Below are 18,517 nucleotides of genomic sequence, written 5' to 3' on the forward strand. Positions count from 1 at the left end.
CATATGGGGAGATCGCCCCGAAAACGTCCAAGATATTTTAATCCGGCGCCGGCGGCGAGGGTGATTCACCCGAGGCGACATAGCCACACAGCCTCGAACCGACCGATTTTATCCATTTATCGCTATTTTATGTATTTATGGGCGCTTTAGCTTAGTTAGATAAAATGCCCATAAATGCATAAACCTGATAAAATTAGTACGTACAGTACGTCGATGACCCGTACACCCCCAATGCAGGTGCGAAACCCACCGTTCTTGCTGGCCGTGAGGATGAACTGAATAGATTTGAGATTCTCTTGGCTAGGAGCATGAAAGGCCGCCCCGCCCGCTCGATGATCATCACCGGGTTGCGCGGAGTTGGCAAGACTGTTCTGCTTAACGAGTTTCGTGAGCGCGCCGAGTATTCGGGGTGGGTCACTGTCGAGTTCGAAGCATCAAAACACGATGAGAATCGGTTCCGGCAGCAGATTGCCATGAGGCTTCGTACCGCACTGTTGCGTATTTCGCCCTCGAAAAAGATGGGACGCTCGCCTCGAAAGGGCGGCACGGGTCCTCGGCTCATTTTCTATGAGCTTCGATCCTGATGGAGCTATCAGCGCAGGCCTCAATATCACTGATTTTGACGGTCTAGCTGATTCACAAGTACTCGAATATGACTTGACCGAGCTTCTCGTGAGCGTGGGAGAAGCAGCCCAAGCACATAAGTGCGGAGTGGTCCTACTGATCGATGAAATCCAGTTCCTGGATCGCAACCAGTTGGAATCCCTCATCATGGCCATTCACAAGACCGTTCAGCGCGCTCTGCCTATCACTTTGGTGGGAGCTGGCCTACCACAGATCGCCGAGTTGGCTGGAGATGCGAAATCGTATTCGGAGCGCCTGTTTACTTTTCCAAAGATTGACTCGCTTGACGAAGACGATGCACGCAAAGCGTTCGCTGATCCAGCACGCCAAGAAGGTGTGATTTGGGAAGAAGACGCACTGCAATGCGCGATCGACGTCACTGAGGGGTACCCCTATTTTATTCAGGAGCTTGGATCTGCTGTGTGGGGGGTGGCACCGGAATCCCCGATTCGACGCCACGATGTCGAGAGGTCGATCCCGATTTTCGAGTCAGGTTTGGATGTGTCGTTCTTCCGCGTTCGCCTTGACCGCGCCACCCCACTTCAAGCTGCTTATCTCCGCGCTATGGCAGAGCTCGGACCCGGTCCTCAAAAGGCTAGTGCTGTAGCTAAGGTGATGCATCGCGATTCACAAAGCCTCGGGCCCACGCGGTCAGAGTTGATCAACATGGGCTTGCTTTACACTCCTACACACGGCTACGCGTCACTCACGGTCCCCCAGTTTGACCGCTTCATGCAACGCGAGATACCCGACGTCGTCGTACCCCAGAAGCGCCACCGCAAGGGGCAAAAGTAGGTTTGTGCGCCGGTGTCGGTGGCCTCCCTACCCCAGGTAGGCCACCGCCGACTCGAAGAGCCTCATGTCGTAGCGGCCCGGCACGTTGCGGTAGAGGTTTGCACCGATGCGCTCGGCGTGGCCCATCTTGCCAAATACACGCCCGTCGGGCGAGGTGATGCCCTCGATCGCGGCCACTGAGCCGTTGGGGTTGGCGGCGATGTCCATGGTGGGCTCCCCCGCCAGGTCAACGTAGCGGGTGGCGATCTGCCCACCCGCGATCATCGCCTGCAGGTCCTGGTCCGACACGTGGAAACGGCCCTCGCCGTGGGAGATCGGCACCGAGTAGACCTCCCCCGGCTTGACCCCGGCCAGCCACGGGCTGGAAGTGTTCTCCACCCGCACCCGCACGATGCTCGACTGGTGGCGGCCGATCCGGTTGAAGGTGAGCGTGGGTGCCTCGGGGCGCGGCTCCACAATCTTGCCGTACGGCACCAGCCCGAGCTTGACCAGGGCCTGAAAGCCGTTGCAGATGCCAAGGATGAGACCGTCGCGATCCAGCAGTTGGCCCACGCCCTCCACCAGAGCCTCGTTGCGCAGGAACGAGGTGATGAACTTGGCTGAGCCGTCGGGCTCGTCGCCGCCGGAGAATCCGCCGGGGATGACGAGCATCTGGGAATCGGCGAGCGCGGCGGCGAATCCTTCCACCGAGCGCGCGATGTCCTCCTCGCTACGGTTCTTCACCACGAACACGTTTGCCTTGCCGCCCGCGGCTTGAACGGCCCGCGCGGTGTCGTATTCGCAGTTCGTGCCAGGGAACACGGGGATGAGGGCGCTCACGCCGGCCCTTGCCGCCCCCTTCGTATTGACGACGCGCGGCTGGCTCCCCACGTTCGCCGGCACCTCGCCGGGCTGGTCGGCGTGGCGGGGGTAGACGACGTCGAGCACGGACTCGTTGAGCTCGAAGATCTCGGCGCTGGCCACGCGCTCCTCGCCGAAGGAGAAGCCCTCCGGCGCCACGGTTCCGAGCACCTCGCCGACGACGCCGTCCGCGCCACCCCCTGCGGTACCGCCGACCCCCTCAGCCCCCACACCGTCGGCCCACTCGAGCACGAAGGCCCCGTAGGCGTAGTCGAAGAGCGAGTCGAGGTCGGCGCCCTCGAAGTCAAAACCAAGCCCCTCACCGGCGGCCATCTTCACCACGGCCTCGGCGAGGCCGCCGCGGCCGGGCGTGTATGCACTGACCACCGCACCGCTGCGTAGCAGCTCGGTGACCTGGGTAAAAACTTCGAGCAGCGACTCAGGCTCGGGCAGGCCCGCGAGCGCCCCGCCCTCAGCCATCCGCGGGCGGAGCACCGTCACCCGGTTGCCGGCGGCCTTAAATTGGTTGGGGACCATGTGCCCGGCGTCGTCCACCGCGAGCGCGAAGGACACGAGCGTGGGCGGCACGGTCAGGTCCTGGAAGGAGCCGGACATCGAGTCCTTGCCGCCGATCGCGCCGGTGCCGAGCCCGATCTGGGCCTCGAGCGCGCCGAGCAGGGCGGCCACGGGCTTGCCCCAGCGGGCCGGGTCCTCGCCCAGGCCCTCGAAGTATTCCTGGAAGGAGAGGTAGACGTCGTCGGCGCTGGCCCCCGTGGCCACGAGCTTGGCCACGGACTCGATCACCGCGAGGTAGGCGCCGTGGAAGGGGCTGGCCTCGCTGAGGTAGGGGTTGTAGCCCCAGGCCATGACGGTCGCGGCGTCGGTGGCGGCGAAGGCGGGCAGGCGGTGGGCCATCGCCTGGATCGGGGTGGCCTGGCGGGTGCCGCCGTAGGGCATGAGCACGGTGCCGGCGCCCACGGTGGAGTCGAAGCGGTCGGAGAGCCCCTTCTTGGAGGCCACGTTGAGGTCGCCCGCCACCTCGGCCAGGCGCTCGGCGAACGATCCGGCACGCCCCAGGGCGGTGGCGCGCCAGTCTCCCGCGGGCGCGACATCGGCACGAGCGCGCTGCTCGGCGCCGTTCGTGTCGAGGAAGGACCGGGCGATGTCCACGATCGGCGCCCCGCGCCAGAACATGCGCAGGCGGGCCGAATCGGTGACAGTTGCGATGATCGTGCCCTGCAGATTTTCGGAGGCGGCGAGCTCGATGAACTCCTCGGCGTCGGTGGCCTCGACCACCACGGCCATGCGCTCCTGGCTTTCGGAGATCGCGATCTCGGTGCCGTCCAGGCCCTCGTACTTCTTGGGCACGGCGTCGAGGTTGATGTCGAGCCCGTCGGTGAGCTCACCCACAGCCACGGCCACGCCGCCCGCGCCGAAGTCGTTGCATCGCTTGATGAGGCGGGAGGCGTCCGGGTTGCGGAAGAGGCGCTGGAGCTTGCGTTCCTCGGGCGCGTTGCCCTTCTGGACCTCGGCGCCGGCCGTAGTAAGGGACTCGGTGGTGTGTGTCTTGGACGAGCCGGTGGCCCCGCCGATGCCGTCGCGCCCGGTGGCGCCGCCAACTAGCACGACGACGTCGCCCGCCGTCGGCTCCTCGCGCCGCACCTGGTCAGCCGGCACGGCCGCGACCACGGCGCCGAGTTCCATGTGCTTGGCCACGTAGCCGGGGTGGTAGATCTCATCTACGATGCCGGTGGCCAGCCCGATCTGGTTGCCGTAGGAGGAGTAGCCCGCGGCCGCGCGCTGGGCGATCGCGCGCTGGGGCAGCTTGCCCTCGAGGGTGTCGGACAGGGGCGTGCGCGGGTCGCCGGAGCCGGTCAGGCGCATGGCGCCGTGCACGTAGCCGCGCCCGGACAGCGGATCGCGGATGGCACCGCCGATGCAGGTGGCTGCCCCGCCGAAGGGCTCGATCTCGGTGGGGTGGTTGTGCGTTTCGTTCTTGAACAGGATGAGCCACGGCTCGGCCCTGCCGTCCACCTCCACGTCGCGGCGGATCGTGCAGGCGTTGATCTCCTCCGACTCGTCGAGATGGACGAGCTTGCCGCGCGAGCGCAGCACCTTCGCACCGATCGTGCCCATGTCCATGAGGGGGACGGGCTTGGTGCGCCCGAGCTCGGCGCGCGCGTCCACGTAGGTCTGGAAGGCCTGCTCGACCTGCGGGGCGGCGAAGGTTACCTCGTCCAAGATCGTGTTGAACGTGGTGTGCCGGCAGTGGTCCGACCAGTACGTGTCCACCACCTTGACCTCGGTCATCGTGGGCTGGCGGCCCTCGGCGGCGAAGTAGTCGCGCAGCATCGCCAGGTCCGCCCCGCTCATAGCGAGCCCCAACTCGGCGCGTAGAGCAGCAAGATCGGCATCCGTCGCGCCGACCAGCTCCACGCTCACGACGTCGGCCGGCTCCGTCACGTCCGCCTCCAGGCTCTCGGGCTGGGCCAGGTCGCCCTCCCGCGCCTCCACCGGGTTGATGACGTAGCCCTTGATCGCCGCGAGCGCCGCCTCGTCCGCCTCGATCGCATAGACCTTCGCGGCCCGCACGGCCGGGCGTTGCCCGGACAGCTGGATCTGGATGCACTGGGCGGCCGAGTCGGCGCGCTGATCAAACTGGCCCGGCAGCGGCTCGACGGCAAAGACGTGACCGGCCAGGTCGGCGTCGTCAAGCGAGGAGAACGTGACGTCCACGGGCGGCTCGGACAGGATCGTGGGGACGACGGCGGCAAACTCGGTGTCGGTGAGCCCATCCACGTCGTAGCGGTTGAGCACGCGCACTTGGCCGACGTTCAGGCCGAGGACGTCGCGCAGTTCGGACGCGAGGGCCGCCGCCTCGAGGCGTTCGGTGGGCTTCTTTTCGACGTAGATGCGGTGCATGATTTTCCTTTACGGGTGGCGGAACTGGTGGGCGATGTCGGTACGGTAGTGGGCTCCGGCGAAGGAGATGCGCGCGGTGCGCTCGTATGCGAGGTCGAGGGCGCCGGCGAGGGTATCGGCTTGGCCGACGACGCCGAGCACGCGGCCCCCGTTCGTCACCAGCTGGCCCTCGTTCTCGGCCACGCCGGCCATGACCACGTGCTCCTCGAGGTCGGCGGGCAGGTCGATCGGGTCGCCCCGGCGCGGCGAGGCCGGGTATCCCTCAGCGGACATGACCACGCAGGCGGCGGCGCCGGGTGCGAAGTCGACGTCGACTTCGCCCAGCGTCCCATTCGTCGTGGCCTCAAAGATGGTGAGCAGGTCGGACTCGAGGAGTGGGAGGACCACCTGGGTCTCGGGGTCGCCGAAGCGGCAGTTGTACTCGATGACCTTCGGGCCGTCCTCGGTAAGGATCAGGCCGAAGTAGAGGCAGCCGGTGAAGGGCGTGCCCTCCTCGGCCAGGCCGTCCACGGTGGGGCGGAAGATCTCGCGCTCGCACCGCTGCGCGACCTCAGGCGTGTAGAGCGGGCTCGGGGCAATGACGCCCATGCCGCCGGTGTTCGGGCCCTGGTCGCCGTCGAGCAGGCGCTTGTGATCCATGGCGGACACCATCGGGCGGATCGCCTTACCGTCCGTGAAGGCCAGCACGGTCACTTCCGGGCCGGTCAGGAATTCCTCGATCACCAGGCGCTTGCCGGACTCGCCGAAGCGGCCCGCCATCGCCTCGCGCACGGCCGACTCGGCATCCTCACGCGTGAGTGCCACGGTCACGCCCTTGCCGAGCGCCAGGCCGTCAGCCTTGACCACCACGGGCAGCGGGCAGGTGGCGATGTGGGCGAGGGCCGCCGCCTCGTCGTCGTAGACGGCGTAACCGGCGGTGGGGATGGCGTGGCGGGCCATGAAGGCCTTCGCGAACGACTTCGACCCCTCGATCTGGGCGGCGGCCGCGTTCGGGCCGAAGGCGGGGATCCCGGCGGCGGCGAAGGCGTCCACCGCGCCGGCCACGAGCGGGTCGTCCGGGGCGACGACGGCGAAGTCTACCGCGTTCGATGCGGCGTAGGTGACCAGCTCATCGATGTCGAGCGCGTCGATCGGCACGCGGGTGACGGCGGCTCCCCGGCCTTCCTCGCGGGCGATGCCGGCATTGCCCGGCGCCACCACGATCTCGCTCACGCGCGGGCTTTGCGCCAGCTTGCGCACGATCGCGTGCTCGCGCCCGCCCGACCCAATGACCATGACCTTCATCGGCCAGCCCCTTCCAGCTTCTGCGTTAGTTCCGCGAGCGCGGCCGGCAACAGACGCCACTCGGCCTGCTCCATCACACGCGCCTGCAACGACTGCGGGGTGTCCCCCGGCTCGACCTTCACCTCGGCCTGGCACAGGATCGGCCCGCCGTCCACCTCGTCGGTGACCAGGTGTACAGTGGCGCCCGTGACCTTCTCGCCCGCGGCCAACACGGCCTCGTGGACGCGCAGGCCGTACATGCCCGGGCCGCCATAGGCCGGCAGGAGTGAGGGGTGGATGTTGATCATGCGGCCCGCGTAGGCGCTCGTGACCTCGGCCGGCACGATCGCCAGGTACCCGGCCAGCACCACGACGTCGATCGCGGCCTCCTCGAGCACCCGGGCCAAGTCGCTGGTCGCCACGCGCACGGCGCAGATCCCGGCCCGCTCGGCGCGCTCAAGCGCGAAGCAGTCCCGGTCCGCGCCCACGAGCGCCAGCTGCGCGTGCTGGAGGCGGCCATCGGCCGCGGCGTCAATGAGCGCCTGGAGGTTGGTTCCCCCGCCCGAGCAGAGCACAGCTACCCTCACAGCTCGATGCCCTCCGACGCGGTGACCTCGCCGATCACGGTGCCCGGCTCGCCCGCGGCGGCCAGGGCGGAAAGTGCCCCATCGACGTCGTCGGGGCTGACCACCACGGCCATGCCCAGGCCCATGTTGAACGTGTTGTACATGTCGCGCTCGGGGATGTCACCCTCGCGCGCGATGAGGTCGAAGATCGGCGGGCGGGCGATCGCGGCTGTGTCGATCCTCATGCCAAGCCCGGCGGGCAGGGCGCGCGGCAGATTCTCGTACAGGCCGCCGCCGGTGATGTGGCTGACCGCCTTGACGTCCACCGCCTCGGCCAGCGCCAGGATGGGCCTCACGTAGATCTTCGTCGGCTCGATGAGCGCCTCGCCGAGCGTGCGGCCCAACTCCGGGTAGTGCGTGCCGAGGGCCTCCGGGTCCATGTCGAACACGCGGCGCACCAGCGAAAAGCCATTCGAATGCACGCCGGAGGACGCAAGCCCGATCACGACGTCGCCCGGCAGGGCCTCGTTCTTCATCATCTTCGCCTCGTCCACCATGCCCACCGCGAAGCCGGCGAGGTCGTACTCATCCTCGGGGTAGAAGCCCGGCATCTCGGCCGTCTCCCCGCCGATCAGCGCCGCGCCCGCCTGCACGCAGCCCTCGGCGACGCCGGCCACGATCTGCTCGATGCGCTCGGGAACATTCTTGCCACACGCGATGTAGTCGAGGAAAAACAGCGGGCGGGCGCCAGAGCACACGATGTCGTTGACGCACATTGCCACGCAGTCGACACCCACCGTGTCGTGGCGGTCGAGCGCAAAGGCAAGCTTGAGCTTCGTGCCCACGCCGTCCGTGCCCGATACGAGGATCGGGCGCTCCATGCCCGCCACCTCCGGGGCGAACAGGCCCCCAAACCCGCCCAAACCTGAGACCACGCCCGGGGTGCGGGTGCGCTCCACGTGCCGGGCCATGAGCTCCACAGCCCGATAACCGGCCGTGATATCGACCCCGGCCTCCGCGTAGGAATCGGAATGGGAATCGCTCGTCATGGGCGAGCCTCCTTCATCTGCCACATCGTGGGGGTGTCGTCGGTCTTGACCACGCCCGTCCTAATCGTCCGCTTGTAGCGGCTCACCTCCGGGTCGCTCACCGGGGTGGGGTAATTGCCGTCGAAGCACGCCGTGCAAAAGCCACCGATCTTCGCCGGCTCGGCCATCCGCCGCGCGTCCTCGATCGAGAGGTAGCCAAGCGAATCGGCGTCGATATCCTGCCGGATCTCCTCCTCGCTCATATGGCACGCGATGAGCTTCTCGCGCGAATCGATGTCCGTGCCGTAGTAGCACGGGTTGAGGAACGGCGGTGCCGAGACCCGGAAGTGGACCTCCGTGGCGCCTGCCTCGCGCAGCAGGCGGATGATGCGCTTGCAGGTAGTGCCACGCACGATCGAATCATCCACCAACACCACGCGCTTGCCCGCCACCACCGACGGCACCGGGTTGAGCTTGATCCGCACCCCACGCTCACGGCTGGACTGGCCCGGGGAGATGAAGGTACGCCCGATGTACTTATTCTTGATGAATCCCGTGTCGTATGGAATACCGGACTCCTGGGAGAAGCCCATCGCGGCGTCAAGCCCCGAATCGGGCACGCCCACCACGATGTCCGCCTCCGCCGGGTGTGACTGGGCGAGGAAGCGGCCCGCGCGCTGGCGGGCGGTATGCACGCTCATCCCATCCACGTCCGAATCCGGGCGCGCAAAGTAGATGTATTCAAACACGCAGGCCGTGTGCGGGGTCGTGCCGCAGTGCGTGCGAATCGAACGCAGCGAAATCGGGGCCTGCGCCCCCTCCGGCGCGCGCTCGGCGATGACGATCTCCCCCGGCTCCACATCCCGCAGGTAGGTGGCGCCCACCGCGTGCAACGCACACGTCTCCGACGCGAAGACGACTCCACCGTCGTCGAGCGTGCCGATACACAGCGGGCGAAAACCGTGCGGATCGCGAATCGCCAGCAGCTTCTGCGGCGACATCACCACCAACGAATACGCCCCCACCAGGTAGTTCATCGCCGACTCGACAGCGGCCTCGATCGACTTGGTGCGCAGACGCTCGTGGATGATCTCGTACGAGATCACCTCGGTGTCCGTGGTCGTTTGGAAGATCGAGCCGCGCATCTCCAACTCCCGGCGGAGCTCGGAGGCGTTGGCCAGATTGCCGTTGTGGGCGATCGCCAGCGTGCCCTTCATGTGGTTGACCACGAGCGGCTGGGCGTTGATCCGGCTACGCGAGCCCGTCGTGCCGTAGCGCACATGGCCCGTCGCCATCTCGCCCGTCCCCAGGCGCTCCAACACAGGGGCAGTAAAGACGTCACCGACCAGGCCGACGTCGCGGTGCTCGGCGAACACGCCGTCGTCGTTGACCACGATCCCGCAGCTCTCCTGCCCGCGGTGCTGCAAGGCGTAAAGGGCGTAGTACAAATCATGCGCGACATAACCGGCCTCGGGCCGGAAAACCCCGAAGACCCCGCATTCCTCTTCAAGAGCCATTGGTGGCCTAAACTCCCGCTACTTGTTACTTGTTGCCCAGGGCGCGCGCCATGACCTCGGCGTAGGCCTCTTCGACGCCGCCCAGGTCGCGGCGGAAACGATCCTTGTCCAGCTTCTCGCCCGTATCCAGGTCCCACAGGCGGCACGTGTCCGGGGAGATCTCATCCGCCAGCACGATCGTGCCATCCGCGAGGCGGCCGAACTCGACCTTGAAGTCCACCAGGCGCAGGTTGAGGGTGGCGAAGTACTCGGACAGGACGCGGTTGACCGTGAACGTGTAGTCCTTGATCTGCTCGATCTCCTCAGCGGTGGCAAGCTTGAGAGCGAGGGCGTGGTAGGAGTTGATGAGCGGATCGCCCAGGGCGTCGTCCTTGAGGGAGAACTCGATCGTGGGGGCGTCGAAGACGATGCCCTCCTCCACGCCGTAGCGCTTGGCGAACGAGCCGGCCGACACGTTGCGGATGATGACCTCGAGCGGGACGATGTCCACCTTCTTCACGATCGTGTCACGGTCGCTCAGCTCCTCCACGTAGTGGGTGGGCACGCCGTGCTCCTCGAGGATGCGCATCACCAGGTTCGACATGCGGTTGTTGACCACACCCTTGCCCGCGATCGTGCCCTTCTTCTGGCCGTCGAACGCCGTGGCGTCATCCTTGTAGGACACCACAACCTGCTCCGGATTGTCCGTTGCGTAAACCTTCTTTGCCTTGCCTTCGTAAAGCTGGGGACCGTACATGTTCCTGCGATTCTCTTGATAGGTGATGGTTATCGATAAGCGCGCAACGCGCACGTGATAAGGGGCGCCTGCTGGCGCCCCTGCACTTAGTTAAACTCGGCCTCGACTTCGGCGTTCTTCTCGAGGATGGCGGCCCTTGTGGCCTCGCGATCGGCCTCGATGCGTGCGGCGAGCTCCGGGTCGGTCAGGGAAATGATCTGGGCGGCGAGGATGGCCGCGTTCTTCGCACCGTTGATCGCGACCGTGGCCACCGGCATCCCCGGGGGCATCTGGACGGTGGACAGGAGGGCGTCCATGCCATCAAGGTTGGAGGAGGTGAGCGGAATGCCGATCACGGGCAGCGTGGTGTTCGCCGCCACGGCACCCGCGAGGTGGGCCGCCATGCCGGCCGCAGCGATAATCACACCGATCCCGTTCGCGCGGGCATTCCGGGTGAAATCCGCCGCCTGATCGGGCGTGCGGTGTGCCGAGTACACGTGGACCTCGTAGGGGACTTCCAGCGTATCGAGCATGTCTGCCGCCTTGCGGACAATCGGCAGATCGCTCGCGCTTCCCATGACGATTCCAACCTTGAGCACTGTCTCTCCCTTGCTTGGCGAAGCCCCGACTCGCGCCGGCGCTCTACTATTCCAGCTCAGACGGGAGGGCTAAGCAAATTCTGTCTCAAGGGTCGAAATGCCGGTTCGACATCAGGTCTCACACCTTAGGACGGCTGGCCAGCCCGGCGTCGGTGAACCTGGGCCCACGCCCAGGCTCACCGACCGACCTTGGGCACTATCCAATCGACCGGAAATAGCGCGCCGCCTCATCGTGGCGCGCATCCATCTCAGGTGAGGGGCGATCTTCCAAGTAGTCTCCGTAGAGCGTGGCGCAATACTCGCCATCCTGGAGAGACTTAACCAGGATAAATCGACCATTGACTGCCGTGTTGCCATCCGAATCCATAGCCAGTGACGCCGCATCAACCTCGGTAGCAAGCATTCCAGTCTCGGAAGCAAAGACGAGCCTTTCACGGTCGGTGATCTCTATGATGCTCATGCAGCCATCACTGACACCCAAACCGGCCGACTCCAACCTATCGAGATAACCTTGATCCGTCGGCTCAAAGGATGTCGCGTATCCGCCATCGATCATCGCCCGAGAGAGTTTATCAAGACGTTCCTCGCTACTCGCACACGCGCTAAGTAGAAGACAGGCAGAGATAAGTACACCGACCTGCAGTAGCACACCGCCCCTCATGGCGTCACCCACCTACCTTGATCACGCCAACGCCTTGCAGCCCCACCGTCCATTGACCCGTAATAGCCATCGGTGTGTTGTGCAATTGTTAACGGTCGATACGACACACCATGATAAGAGGACGAGCCACTCTTTCCCATCACGTATCCAACATGATAGATCCGGGTGTTATTATATAATGCCACCGGCCGCCCGACGACAGCACGAGAAGTAAACGTCGTCAAAGATGTGGTCTTCCTCGTCACTCCAAATCTATTGGCAAGGCCATTCGCCACCGACCACGAATGAGTCGGATTCCCTGCGCGATAACTCCAAACTGCATTCTCTTTAAAACCACCGGCCTTCATGATCTGCGACAAAAAGTTCGCACAGTCACGACCCGCATAATACTCGTATTGCGGATTATGCGAATACGCCCAACGCTTTGCGTAGTTGTTCGCCCTCGTTAAAGAGAAACTGCTTCCATCAATTCCAGGCGTCGCAGAAAAGGGGACTACAGCACTACGGCTAGAGAGAAAAAACCTGAGCATCCTGTACAAAGTCAGCATTGTCACCTGCAAGCGCTGGCGCGTAGGTAGAAACCCGATCAAGGCTCAATGCAAATTCCTCAGATGAAGGATCCAGCCCGTCGATTACCCCGAGGGCATCATCCAATAGATCGGAGTTCTCGCCTCCTAAGAGCAAGAAACACATACTAAGGATTGAGTTCGCATCCTGAACATCACGAGGCGTAATAGCATTGCCTTCGTATTCGGTGGCAGTCATCACCGGGATAAGCGCCGTTACGTAGTCGTCTACGTTATCCATTGTCAGTGCCGAGAATCTAACTATCTCCGACATCCGATCGAGAGCAAGTTGATTCTCCGCACGAAAACGATCCAAAACTGCTTCTTCATCAAGTAGTCGAGCATCAGAGACAATGGTATAACTCTTACCACTCAACTTAACCTTATACTTGTTTGTCACCTCAACGAATCCGTCTTCATTGACGGCACTGTCACTCTGAAATCGATCAACATGTACGACGGAATCCATTTCAGTATTCTCTTGTGATGCCAACGGCATAGGCTGAACCGCCAGCGTAAACATAGCGGCTAAGGCTAAAACTCCACGTAACATAGAGCCGCCTCATACTAACGGCGGCACCGTTGCCACCTCAACAGGAGCATGTAGCTGCTCGCGTGCTGGCGATCATATTTCAGAAATAACCACCACTTCTACACATATTTGGCAACCTTTCTACACCTCTGGTATTACGCCCCCAAACCTCAAGGCGGTAGAGGGACTCCACGAGAGTCGACATGGAAGTGACCGCAGCAAACCGGCTCAAGGGCGGTAATTCACACCGCCCGAACCGCTTTCCATTCTATTCGGTGTGCTGGTTGCCGACGAGAGCGTTTGGCAAAGAGCGCCAAGCGAGGGCACACCCAGCGCCGAAGATATGGGCAGGGATGCCCATCTCACCCCTCCAGCGAGCCCGGGCCCACGCCAGGAGGTGGCGAGGCTCCCCGGGGCTGAACCCCGGGGAGCCTTCACCTCAGCACTACTTAGCGCGTCACGACCGCCAGCACGTCACGCTGGGAGAGGATGATGTACTCATCCGAGCCGTACTTGACCTCGGTGCCTCCGTACTTGGAGTAGATCACGGTGTCACCTACCGCGACCTCCATGGCAACGCGGTTGCCGTTGTCGTCAATCCGGCCGGGGCCAACGGCCACAACCGTGCCCTCCTGTGGCTTGTCCTTGGCGGTGTCCGGCAGAACAAGGCCAGATGCGGTGGTTTCCTCAGCTTCAACCTGCTGGATGACGATGCGGTCATCGAGCGGCTTAATGGAGACCGTCATGCGGCTCCTCCTTCTCGTCTCACAAAACTGTTCGCTGGCTAACCGCCGTCGCGGGGGCCGGTACCAGGCCGTAGCGTTTGCTACCGACATAAAGAGTAACGCCCTTTTGGCACTCCTTCAAGTAGAGTGCCAGGGAGCACGCTGAGCGCGAACACTGTGAGACGATGGGGGCGTGAGCGCGATGCTATTGACCCCCGACGGCTTGGAACTCCTCGAGTCCCTCCCGCCCTATGACCACTCCCAGGTCCTTCCCCTCTCCGAGCGCCTGCAGCGCGAGGGCTACGATCCGGACCTCATTGCCGAGGCCCTCACCCAAAGCCGTCTGCGCGAGCGCGCCCACGACAAGTTCGGCCCGTTCGCAGGGCGCATGATCTTCACGCGCGACGGCCTGGAGCAGGCCACCCGGCTCAGCGTGGGCGCCTTCCATGCCGCCCGCCTGCGCGACGCCGGCGCCACCCACGTGATCGACCTCGGCTGCGGGATCGGCGCCGACTCCCTGGCCTTCGCGGGCCTCGGCCTGCTCACCACCTCGATTGAGATGGATCCCGACGCCGCCGCGGCGGCCACCTACAACCTCACGCCCTTCCCGGAGGCGCGCGTCCTGCACGCTGACGCCCGCGACATCGACCTCGCCTCCCTCGGCGCCAACGCCGTGTGGATCGACCCCGCCCGCCGGCGCGACGGCAAGCGGCTGAAGAATCCCGAGGACTGGGCCCCACCCCTGAGCGAGGCGATTGAGATTGCCCGCACATTCCCCACCGCCGGCATCAAGGTCGCCCCCGGCATCGACTACGCCGCGATCCCCGAGGACACGCTCGTGGAGTGGATCTCGGTGGACGGCTCGCTCGTCGAGGCCGTCATCTGGCTCGGCGACGCCGCCCCCTCCCCTGGCCGCCGCGCGCTCGTCGTCGCCGGCGCCACCAACGCAACCTGGGATGCCGGCGTCGTGAACCCGCACGTACCTCCCACGCTTCTGTCCCCCGAGCCCGTGGGGGCGTTCATCTTCGAGCCGGACCCGGCGATCATCCGCTCCGGCTCGATCGCTTCGATCTGCGCCCACCACGGCCTCGCCCCTATCGCGCCCGGGATCGCCTACCTCACGGGTAACGAACCAATCGACTCACCCTTCCTCACGCGCTTCACCGTGCTCGGCACGTACACCACGGAGCCCAAGCCGCTGCGCAAGGCGCTGGCGAAACTGAACGTCGGGCGGGCGGAGATCAAGAAGCGCGGCACCGAGCTCGAGCCGGAGGCCTTCCGCAAAAAGCTCAAGCTCGACCCGAAGCGCCCCGGCGAGGCCACCCTCATCGCCTCCCCCACGCTCACGGGCAAGCACCGCGTCTTCCTCTGCGAACGCTAGTTTGACACGACGCCCCCATCGGGCAAGACTTTCGGTGTACCGAAAAAGGGGTGCCCATGTCCAACGAAGTCTTCGCCTTCATGCTCACGCTACTCGCCGGCCTCGCCACGGGCATCGGAGCCGGCGCGGCCTTCCTCATCCGTACGCCCACCCCACGCTTCCTCTCCCTCGCCCTTGGATTTTCCGCGGGCGTCATGCTGTACGTGTCCTTCATGGAGATCATGCCCAACGCGGTGGACATTCTCTCCCGTGTCAGCGATAACGCCGAGTGGCTCATGGCGGGCGGATTCTTCGCCGGCATCGCCGTGATCGCGCTCATCGACTGGCTGGTCCCCGACGCCTCGAACCCGCACGAGTTCCACGACGCCGACGACTTCCTCTCCCAGCCCGGCGACCAGACCCTCGTCATCAAAGACGGCGCGCAGGCCAAGCTCATGCGCATGGGCCTCATGACCGCCCTCGCACTCGCCATCCACAACTTCCCCGAAGGCTTCGCCACCTTCATGTCCGGCCTGTACAGCCCCGAACTGGCGATCCCCGTGGCGGTGGCCATCGCGATCCACAACATCCCCGAGGGCATTGCGGTCTCCGTGCCGATCTACTACGCCACCGGCTCGCGCCGCCGCGCCTTCATACTTTCCTTCGCCTCCGGACTGTCCGAGCCCGTGGGCGCGCTCGTGGGCTACATCGTGTTGCGCCAGGTCATGAACGACACGATCTTCGGCATGACCTTCGCTGGCATCGCCGGTGTCATGGTCTACATCTCGCTCAACGAGCTGTTGCCCTCGGCCGAGAAATTCGGCCAGCACCACCACGCGATTGTCGGCCTCATCTCTGGCATGGCCGTCATGGCGCTGTCGCTCCTTCTGCTCTAGAGCGCGCCCGACACAACTCGTGAATCTGAGGTCCACCGGGCGCCTCTACGATCGGCAGCCGGTATATTCACGAGTTCTGACGGCCACACCCCGCGGGGAAGAGCCGGTTAGCGCAGCACCACCGTCTGGCGCGGAAGGCCCGTGTTAACTGTGACGTCAAGCGGCGAGGGCAGGCCGCCGGCGCGGACCACCGACCAGCCGAGCGCCGCGATCATTGCGCCGTTGTCAGTGCAATAGCGGATCGGCGGGATGCGCACGGTGATCCCGTACTCCTGCGCTCGCTCCTCGGCCATGGCACGCAACATGGAGTTGGCGGAGAAGCCGCCGCCCACCACCAGCGTGTCACAGCCGTGGATCTGGCAGGCCGCGAACGCCTTCTCCACCAACACGTCGCACACAGCGAAGGAGAAGCTGGCCGCGATGTCTTCCTTCGGCAGCTCCTCGCCGCGCGCTTCGAGGCCCTCAATGTAGCGGGCCACCGCCGTCTTGACTCCGGAGAAGGAGTAGTCGTACTGGTGGCGGGCCTTGAACTTGCCGCGCGAGAGGCCGCGCGGGAAGGCGATCGCGTGCGGGTCGCCCTTCTGGGAGAGCTTGTCGATATGGGGGCCGCCCGGGTAGGGCAAGCCGAGCAGGCGGCCGACCTTGTCGAAGGCCTCGCCGGCGGCGTCGTCGAGCGTGCCGCCCAGCTCCTCGATCGAGTCCGCAATGGAGTCCACCTTGAGCAGGTGGGAGTGACCGCCGGAGACCACGAGCCCGATGAAGCGCTCGGGAAACTCGCCGTGAACGAGCTGGTCCACCGCGATGTGGCCCACGATGTGGTTGACGGCGTACAGCGGCTTTTTCAGCGCCAGCGACAGGGCCTTCGCAGCCGAGACGCCGATGGTGAGCGGGCCGACCAGCCCGGGGCCGGCCGTGACCGCGATTGCGTCGACGTCGTCAAGCACCACGCCCGCCTTCTCAAGCGCGGCATCCAGGGTGGGAACGAAGGACTCCAGGTGGGCGCGCGAGGCGATCTCTGGGATGATACCGCCGTAGCGGGCGTATTCGTCCATCGACGTGGCGGTGACGTCGGCCAGCAGCTCGCCGTCGCGCACGAGCGCCACGCCCGTCTCATCACAGGAGGTCTCAATGCCAAGAATCAGTTCATTCACGCCGACTACTCTACCGCCACGCCCTCCCCGGCAACGGCGAGGGTGCGCGGGATCATAGCTCGCCCAGGGACCAAGAGGAGGGCTCCCGACGCCGACTCCACCCCGTCCCAGCCCGTAGGATCACCGTCCACCATCTGGGCAAGCTCGCGAATGTGGGCACAACTAAAGATGATGTGCTCAACAGATACCACGCACACGAAAAGAGGACACGATGAACCCGCCAGCGAAACGTGAGCAATGGTCGGGCCAATATGGCTTCATCCTTGCCGCCGTCGGATCCGCGATCGGCCTTGGCAACATCTGGCGATTCCCCGGGGTTGCCTACACCAACGGAGGAGGGGCATTCCTCGTCCCCTACCTCGTCGCACTCCTCACGGCAGGCATCCCGATCCTGCTCCTCGACTACTCCCTCGGCCACCGCTACCGCGGATCCTCCCCTACCGTCTTCCGCCGCATCTCGCGCAAGTGGGAGGCACTCGGCTGGTTCCACGTGCTCATCTGCCTGGTCATCATGGCCTACTACGCCGTGATTTTGGCGTGGGCCGTGCGTTACATGTTCTTCTCCGTCAACGAAGCCTGGGGAGAGAACACGCTGAACTTCTTCGTGGGCGACTTCCTCCAGCTGTCCGACCCCGGCGCCAGCTCCGAGGTCGTGCCCGGCATCTTCTGGCCGCTCGTGGCCGTGTGGGCCGCCGCCGCGATCGTCATTGCCCTCGGCGTCACCCGCGGTCTGGAAAAGCTCTCTCGCTTCTTCATCCCCTTCCTCATCGTCATCTTCGCCGCCCTCGTGGTCCGCGCCCTCTTCCTGCCCGGCGCCGCCGAGGGTCTCAACGCCTTCTTTACGCCCAACTGGTCCGCGCTCGCCAACCCGCAGGTGTGGATCGCGGCCTACTCACAGATCTTCTTCTCCCTGTCAGTGGCCTTCGGCATCATGCTCACCTACTCCAGCTACCTCGGCAAGCGCACCGACGTCACTTCCACCGGCTTCGTCACAGGCCTCGCGAACTCCTCCTTCGAGATCCTCGCCGGCATTGGCGTGTTCGCCACCCTGGGCTACATGGCGATGCAGAGCGGCGTGGGGGTCAGCGAGCTCGAGGGCATCACCGGCCCGATCCTGTCCTTCGTCACCTTCCCCGCGATTATCTCGCTCATGCCCGGTGGGCCCGTCTTCGGCTTCGTCTTCTTCGCCAGCCTCACGATCGCCGGCTTCACCTCGCTCGTCTCCCTCATCCAGGTGGTCTCCGCCGCGGTCCAGGAGAAGTTCGGGCTTCGGCGCCGCCTCGCCTCACTCATCGCCACCGGCGTCGCGGGCGTGGCCTCCGTCTTCGTTTTTTCGACGACGAACGGCCTCAACGCTCTCGACGTGGTGGACAAGTTCATCAACGAGCTCGGCATCGTCACCGCCGCGATCGTCATGACCGGCCTCATCACCTTCGTGGCGAAGAAGCTACCGGAGCTGCGCCACCACCTCAACTACTACTCGTCGATCAAGATCGGATCGTGGTGGTACGCGCTGGTCGGCGTGGTGACGCCCGCGATCCTCACGGTCACGCTCGTCCTGACCGCCTACAGCCTCATCACCGAGGGCTACGATTCCTACCCCCAGACCTTCGTCTACCAGTACGGCTGGTTCATGATCGTGGCAGTCGTCTTCATCTCGTTCATCTTGTCCTTCGTGCCGTGGCGAACCAACGTGGACGACTACGATCCGGTCGCCTTCCACGACGCCGGCGCCTCACTCACCAAATAAGGAGCAC

At 64.8% G+C, this 18,517-nt stretch carries 18 protein-coding genes; 5 read left to right on the top strand and 13 right to left on the bottom strand.

Annotated features, from left to right (window positions below; all coding sequences use genetic code 11):
• Positions 1 to 308 precede the first annotated feature (308 nt).
• On the top strand, positions 309 to 584 hold the full coding sequence (locus HMPREF3167_RS10010) for an ATP-binding protein (protein WP_246825722.1): 276 nt from the start codon (positions 309 to 311) through the stop codon (positions 582 to 584).
• Positions 568 to 1,419: an ATP-binding protein gene (locus HMPREF3167_RS00290; RefSeq protein WP_246783059.1), complete on the top strand. Its 852-nt coding sequence runs from the start codon at positions 568 to 570 to the stop codon at positions 1,417 to 1,419. Before HMPREF3167_RS10010 ends, HMPREF3167_RS00290 begins: the two co-directional genes overlap by 17 nt.
• A gap of 27 nt (positions 1,420 to 1,446) precedes the next feature.
• On the opposite strand, the gene HMPREF3167_RS00295 is transcribed toward HMPREF3167_RS00290, so the two are convergent.
• The 11 genes from HMPREF3167_RS00295 to groES form a co-directional block, all read right to left on the bottom strand.
• Entirely contained in the window at positions 1,447 to 5,181 is a 3,735-nt protein-coding gene (locus HMPREF3167_RS00295; protein ID WP_246825723.1) for a phosphoribosylformylglycinamidine synthase, read from the bottom strand.
• A 9-nt stretch (positions 5,182 to 5,190) separates the two neighbouring features.
• Positions 5,191 to 6,465: a phosphoribosylamine--glycine ligase gene (gene purD / locus HMPREF3167_RS00300; RefSeq protein ID WP_070444866.1), complete on the bottom strand. Its 1,275-nt coding sequence runs from the start codon at positions 6,463 to 6,465 to the stop codon at positions 5,191 to 5,193.
• Positions 6,462 to 7,031: a phosphoribosylglycinamide formyltransferase gene (gene purN, locus HMPREF3167_RS00305; protein ID WP_070444869.1), complete on the bottom strand. Its 570-nt coding sequence runs from the start codon at positions 7,029 to 7,031 to the stop codon at positions 6,462 to 6,464. Before purN ends, purD begins: the two co-directional genes overlap by 4 nt.
• The gene (gene purM / locus HMPREF3167_RS00310) at positions 7,028 to 8,059 is read right to left on the bottom strand and encodes a phosphoribosylformylglycinamidine cyclo-ligase (protein ID WP_070444872.1); all 1,032 of its coding nucleotides are present in this window, start codon (positions 8,057 to 8,059) and stop codon (positions 7,028 to 7,030) included. Before purM ends, purN begins: the two co-directional genes overlap by 4 nt.
• Positions 8,056 to 9,555, bottom strand: a complete 1,500-nt coding sequence (gene purF / locus HMPREF3167_RS00315) for an amidophosphoribosyltransferase (protein ID WP_068538508.1) — start codon at positions 9,553 to 9,555, stop codon at positions 8,056 to 8,058. Before purF ends, purM begins: the two co-directional genes overlap by 4 nt.
• A gap of 25 nt (positions 9,556 to 9,580) precedes the next feature.
• Positions 9,581 to 10,291, bottom strand: a complete 711-nt coding sequence (gene purC / locus HMPREF3167_RS00320; protein WP_070444876.1) for a phosphoribosylaminoimidazolesuccinocarboxamide synthase — start codon at positions 10,289 to 10,291, stop codon at positions 9,581 to 9,583.
• Between the two features lie 86 nt (positions 10,292 to 10,377).
• Positions 10,378 to 10,869, bottom strand: coding sequence for a 5-(carboxyamino)imidazole ribonucleotide mutase (purE, locus tag HMPREF3167_RS00325; RefSeq protein ID WP_062613864.1), 492 nt, complete (start codon positions 10,867 to 10,869; stop codon positions 10,378 to 10,380).
• Positions 10,870 to 11,065: 196 nt separating this feature from the next.
• A complete protein-coding gene (locus HMPREF3167_RS00330) occupies positions 11,066 to 11,425 on the bottom strand; it encodes a hypothetical protein (protein ID WP_062613863.1) in 360 nt (119 codons plus the stop codon).
• Between the two features lie 101 nt (positions 11,426 to 11,526).
• On the bottom strand, positions 11,527 to 12,078 hold the full coding sequence (locus HMPREF3167_RS10140; RefSeq protein ID WP_145989875.1) for an amidase domain-containing protein: 552 nt from the start codon (positions 12,076 to 12,078) through the stop codon (positions 11,527 to 11,529).
• Positions 12,038 to 12,649 (bottom strand): hypothetical protein, encoded by a 612-nt coding sequence (locus tag HMPREF3167_RS09555; protein ID WP_145989874.1) that lies wholly within the window; start codon positions 12,647 to 12,649, stop codon positions 12,038 to 12,040. Before HMPREF3167_RS09555 ends, HMPREF3167_RS10140 begins: the two co-directional genes overlap by 41 nt.
• 428 nt (positions 12,650 to 13,077) lie before the next feature.
• On the bottom strand, positions 13,078 to 13,374 hold the full coding sequence (gene groES, locus HMPREF3167_RS00340; protein ID WP_062613530.1) for a co-chaperone GroES: 297 nt from the start codon (positions 13,372 to 13,374) through the stop codon (positions 13,078 to 13,080).
• A gap of 181 nt (positions 13,375 to 13,555) precedes the next feature.
• On the opposite strand from groES, the gene HMPREF3167_RS00345 reads away from it, so the two are divergent.
• Positions 13,556 to 14,734: a class I SAM-dependent methyltransferase gene (locus tag HMPREF3167_RS00345; protein WP_083280995.1), complete on the top strand. Its 1,179-nt coding sequence runs from the start codon at positions 13,556 to 13,558 to the stop codon at positions 14,732 to 14,734.
• A gap of 56 nt (positions 14,735 to 14,790) precedes the next feature.
• Positions 14,791 to 15,609 carry a zinc transporter ZupT gene (zupT, locus tag HMPREF3167_RS00350; protein ID WP_070444882.1) on the top strand — a complete coding sequence of 273 codons (819 nt, stop codon included), beginning with the start codon at positions 14,791 to 14,793 and terminating at the stop codon, positions 15,607 to 15,609.
• Positions 15,610 to 15,716: 107 nt separating this feature from the next.
• On the opposite strand, the gene tsaD is transcribed toward zupT, so the two are convergent.
• Together tsaD and HMPREF3167_RS00360 are read right to left on the bottom strand one after the other, a co-directional pair.
• On the bottom strand, positions 15,717 to 16,760 hold the full coding sequence (gene tsaD, locus HMPREF3167_RS00355) for a tRNA (adenosine(37)-N6)-threonylcarbamoyltransferase complex transferase subunit TsaD (RefSeq protein ID WP_062613533.1): 1,044 nt from the start codon (positions 16,758 to 16,760) through the stop codon (positions 15,717 to 15,719).
• Between the two features lie 5 nt (positions 16,761 to 16,765).
• The gene (locus HMPREF3167_RS00360; RefSeq protein WP_062613534.1) at positions 16,766 to 16,951 is read right to left on the bottom strand and encodes a hypothetical protein; all 186 of its coding nucleotides are present in this window, start codon (positions 16,949 to 16,951) and stop codon (positions 16,766 to 16,768) included.
• A gap of 20 nt (positions 16,952 to 16,971) precedes the next feature.
• On the opposite strand from HMPREF3167_RS00360, the gene HMPREF3167_RS00365 reads away from it, so the two are divergent.
• The gene (locus HMPREF3167_RS00365; RefSeq protein ID WP_062613535.1) at positions 16,972 to 18,510 is read left to right on the top strand and encodes a sodium-dependent transporter; all 1,539 of its coding nucleotides are present in this window, start codon (positions 16,972 to 16,974) and stop codon (positions 18,508 to 18,510) included.
• The last annotated feature ends 7 nt before the right edge of the window (positions 18,511 to 18,517 follow it).

The organism is Trueperella sp. HMSC08B05, from assembly GCF_001808405.1.
GTDB classification, from domain to species: domain Bacteria; phylum Actinomycetota; class Actinomycetes; order Actinomycetales; family Actinomycetaceae; genus Trueperella; species Trueperella bernardiae.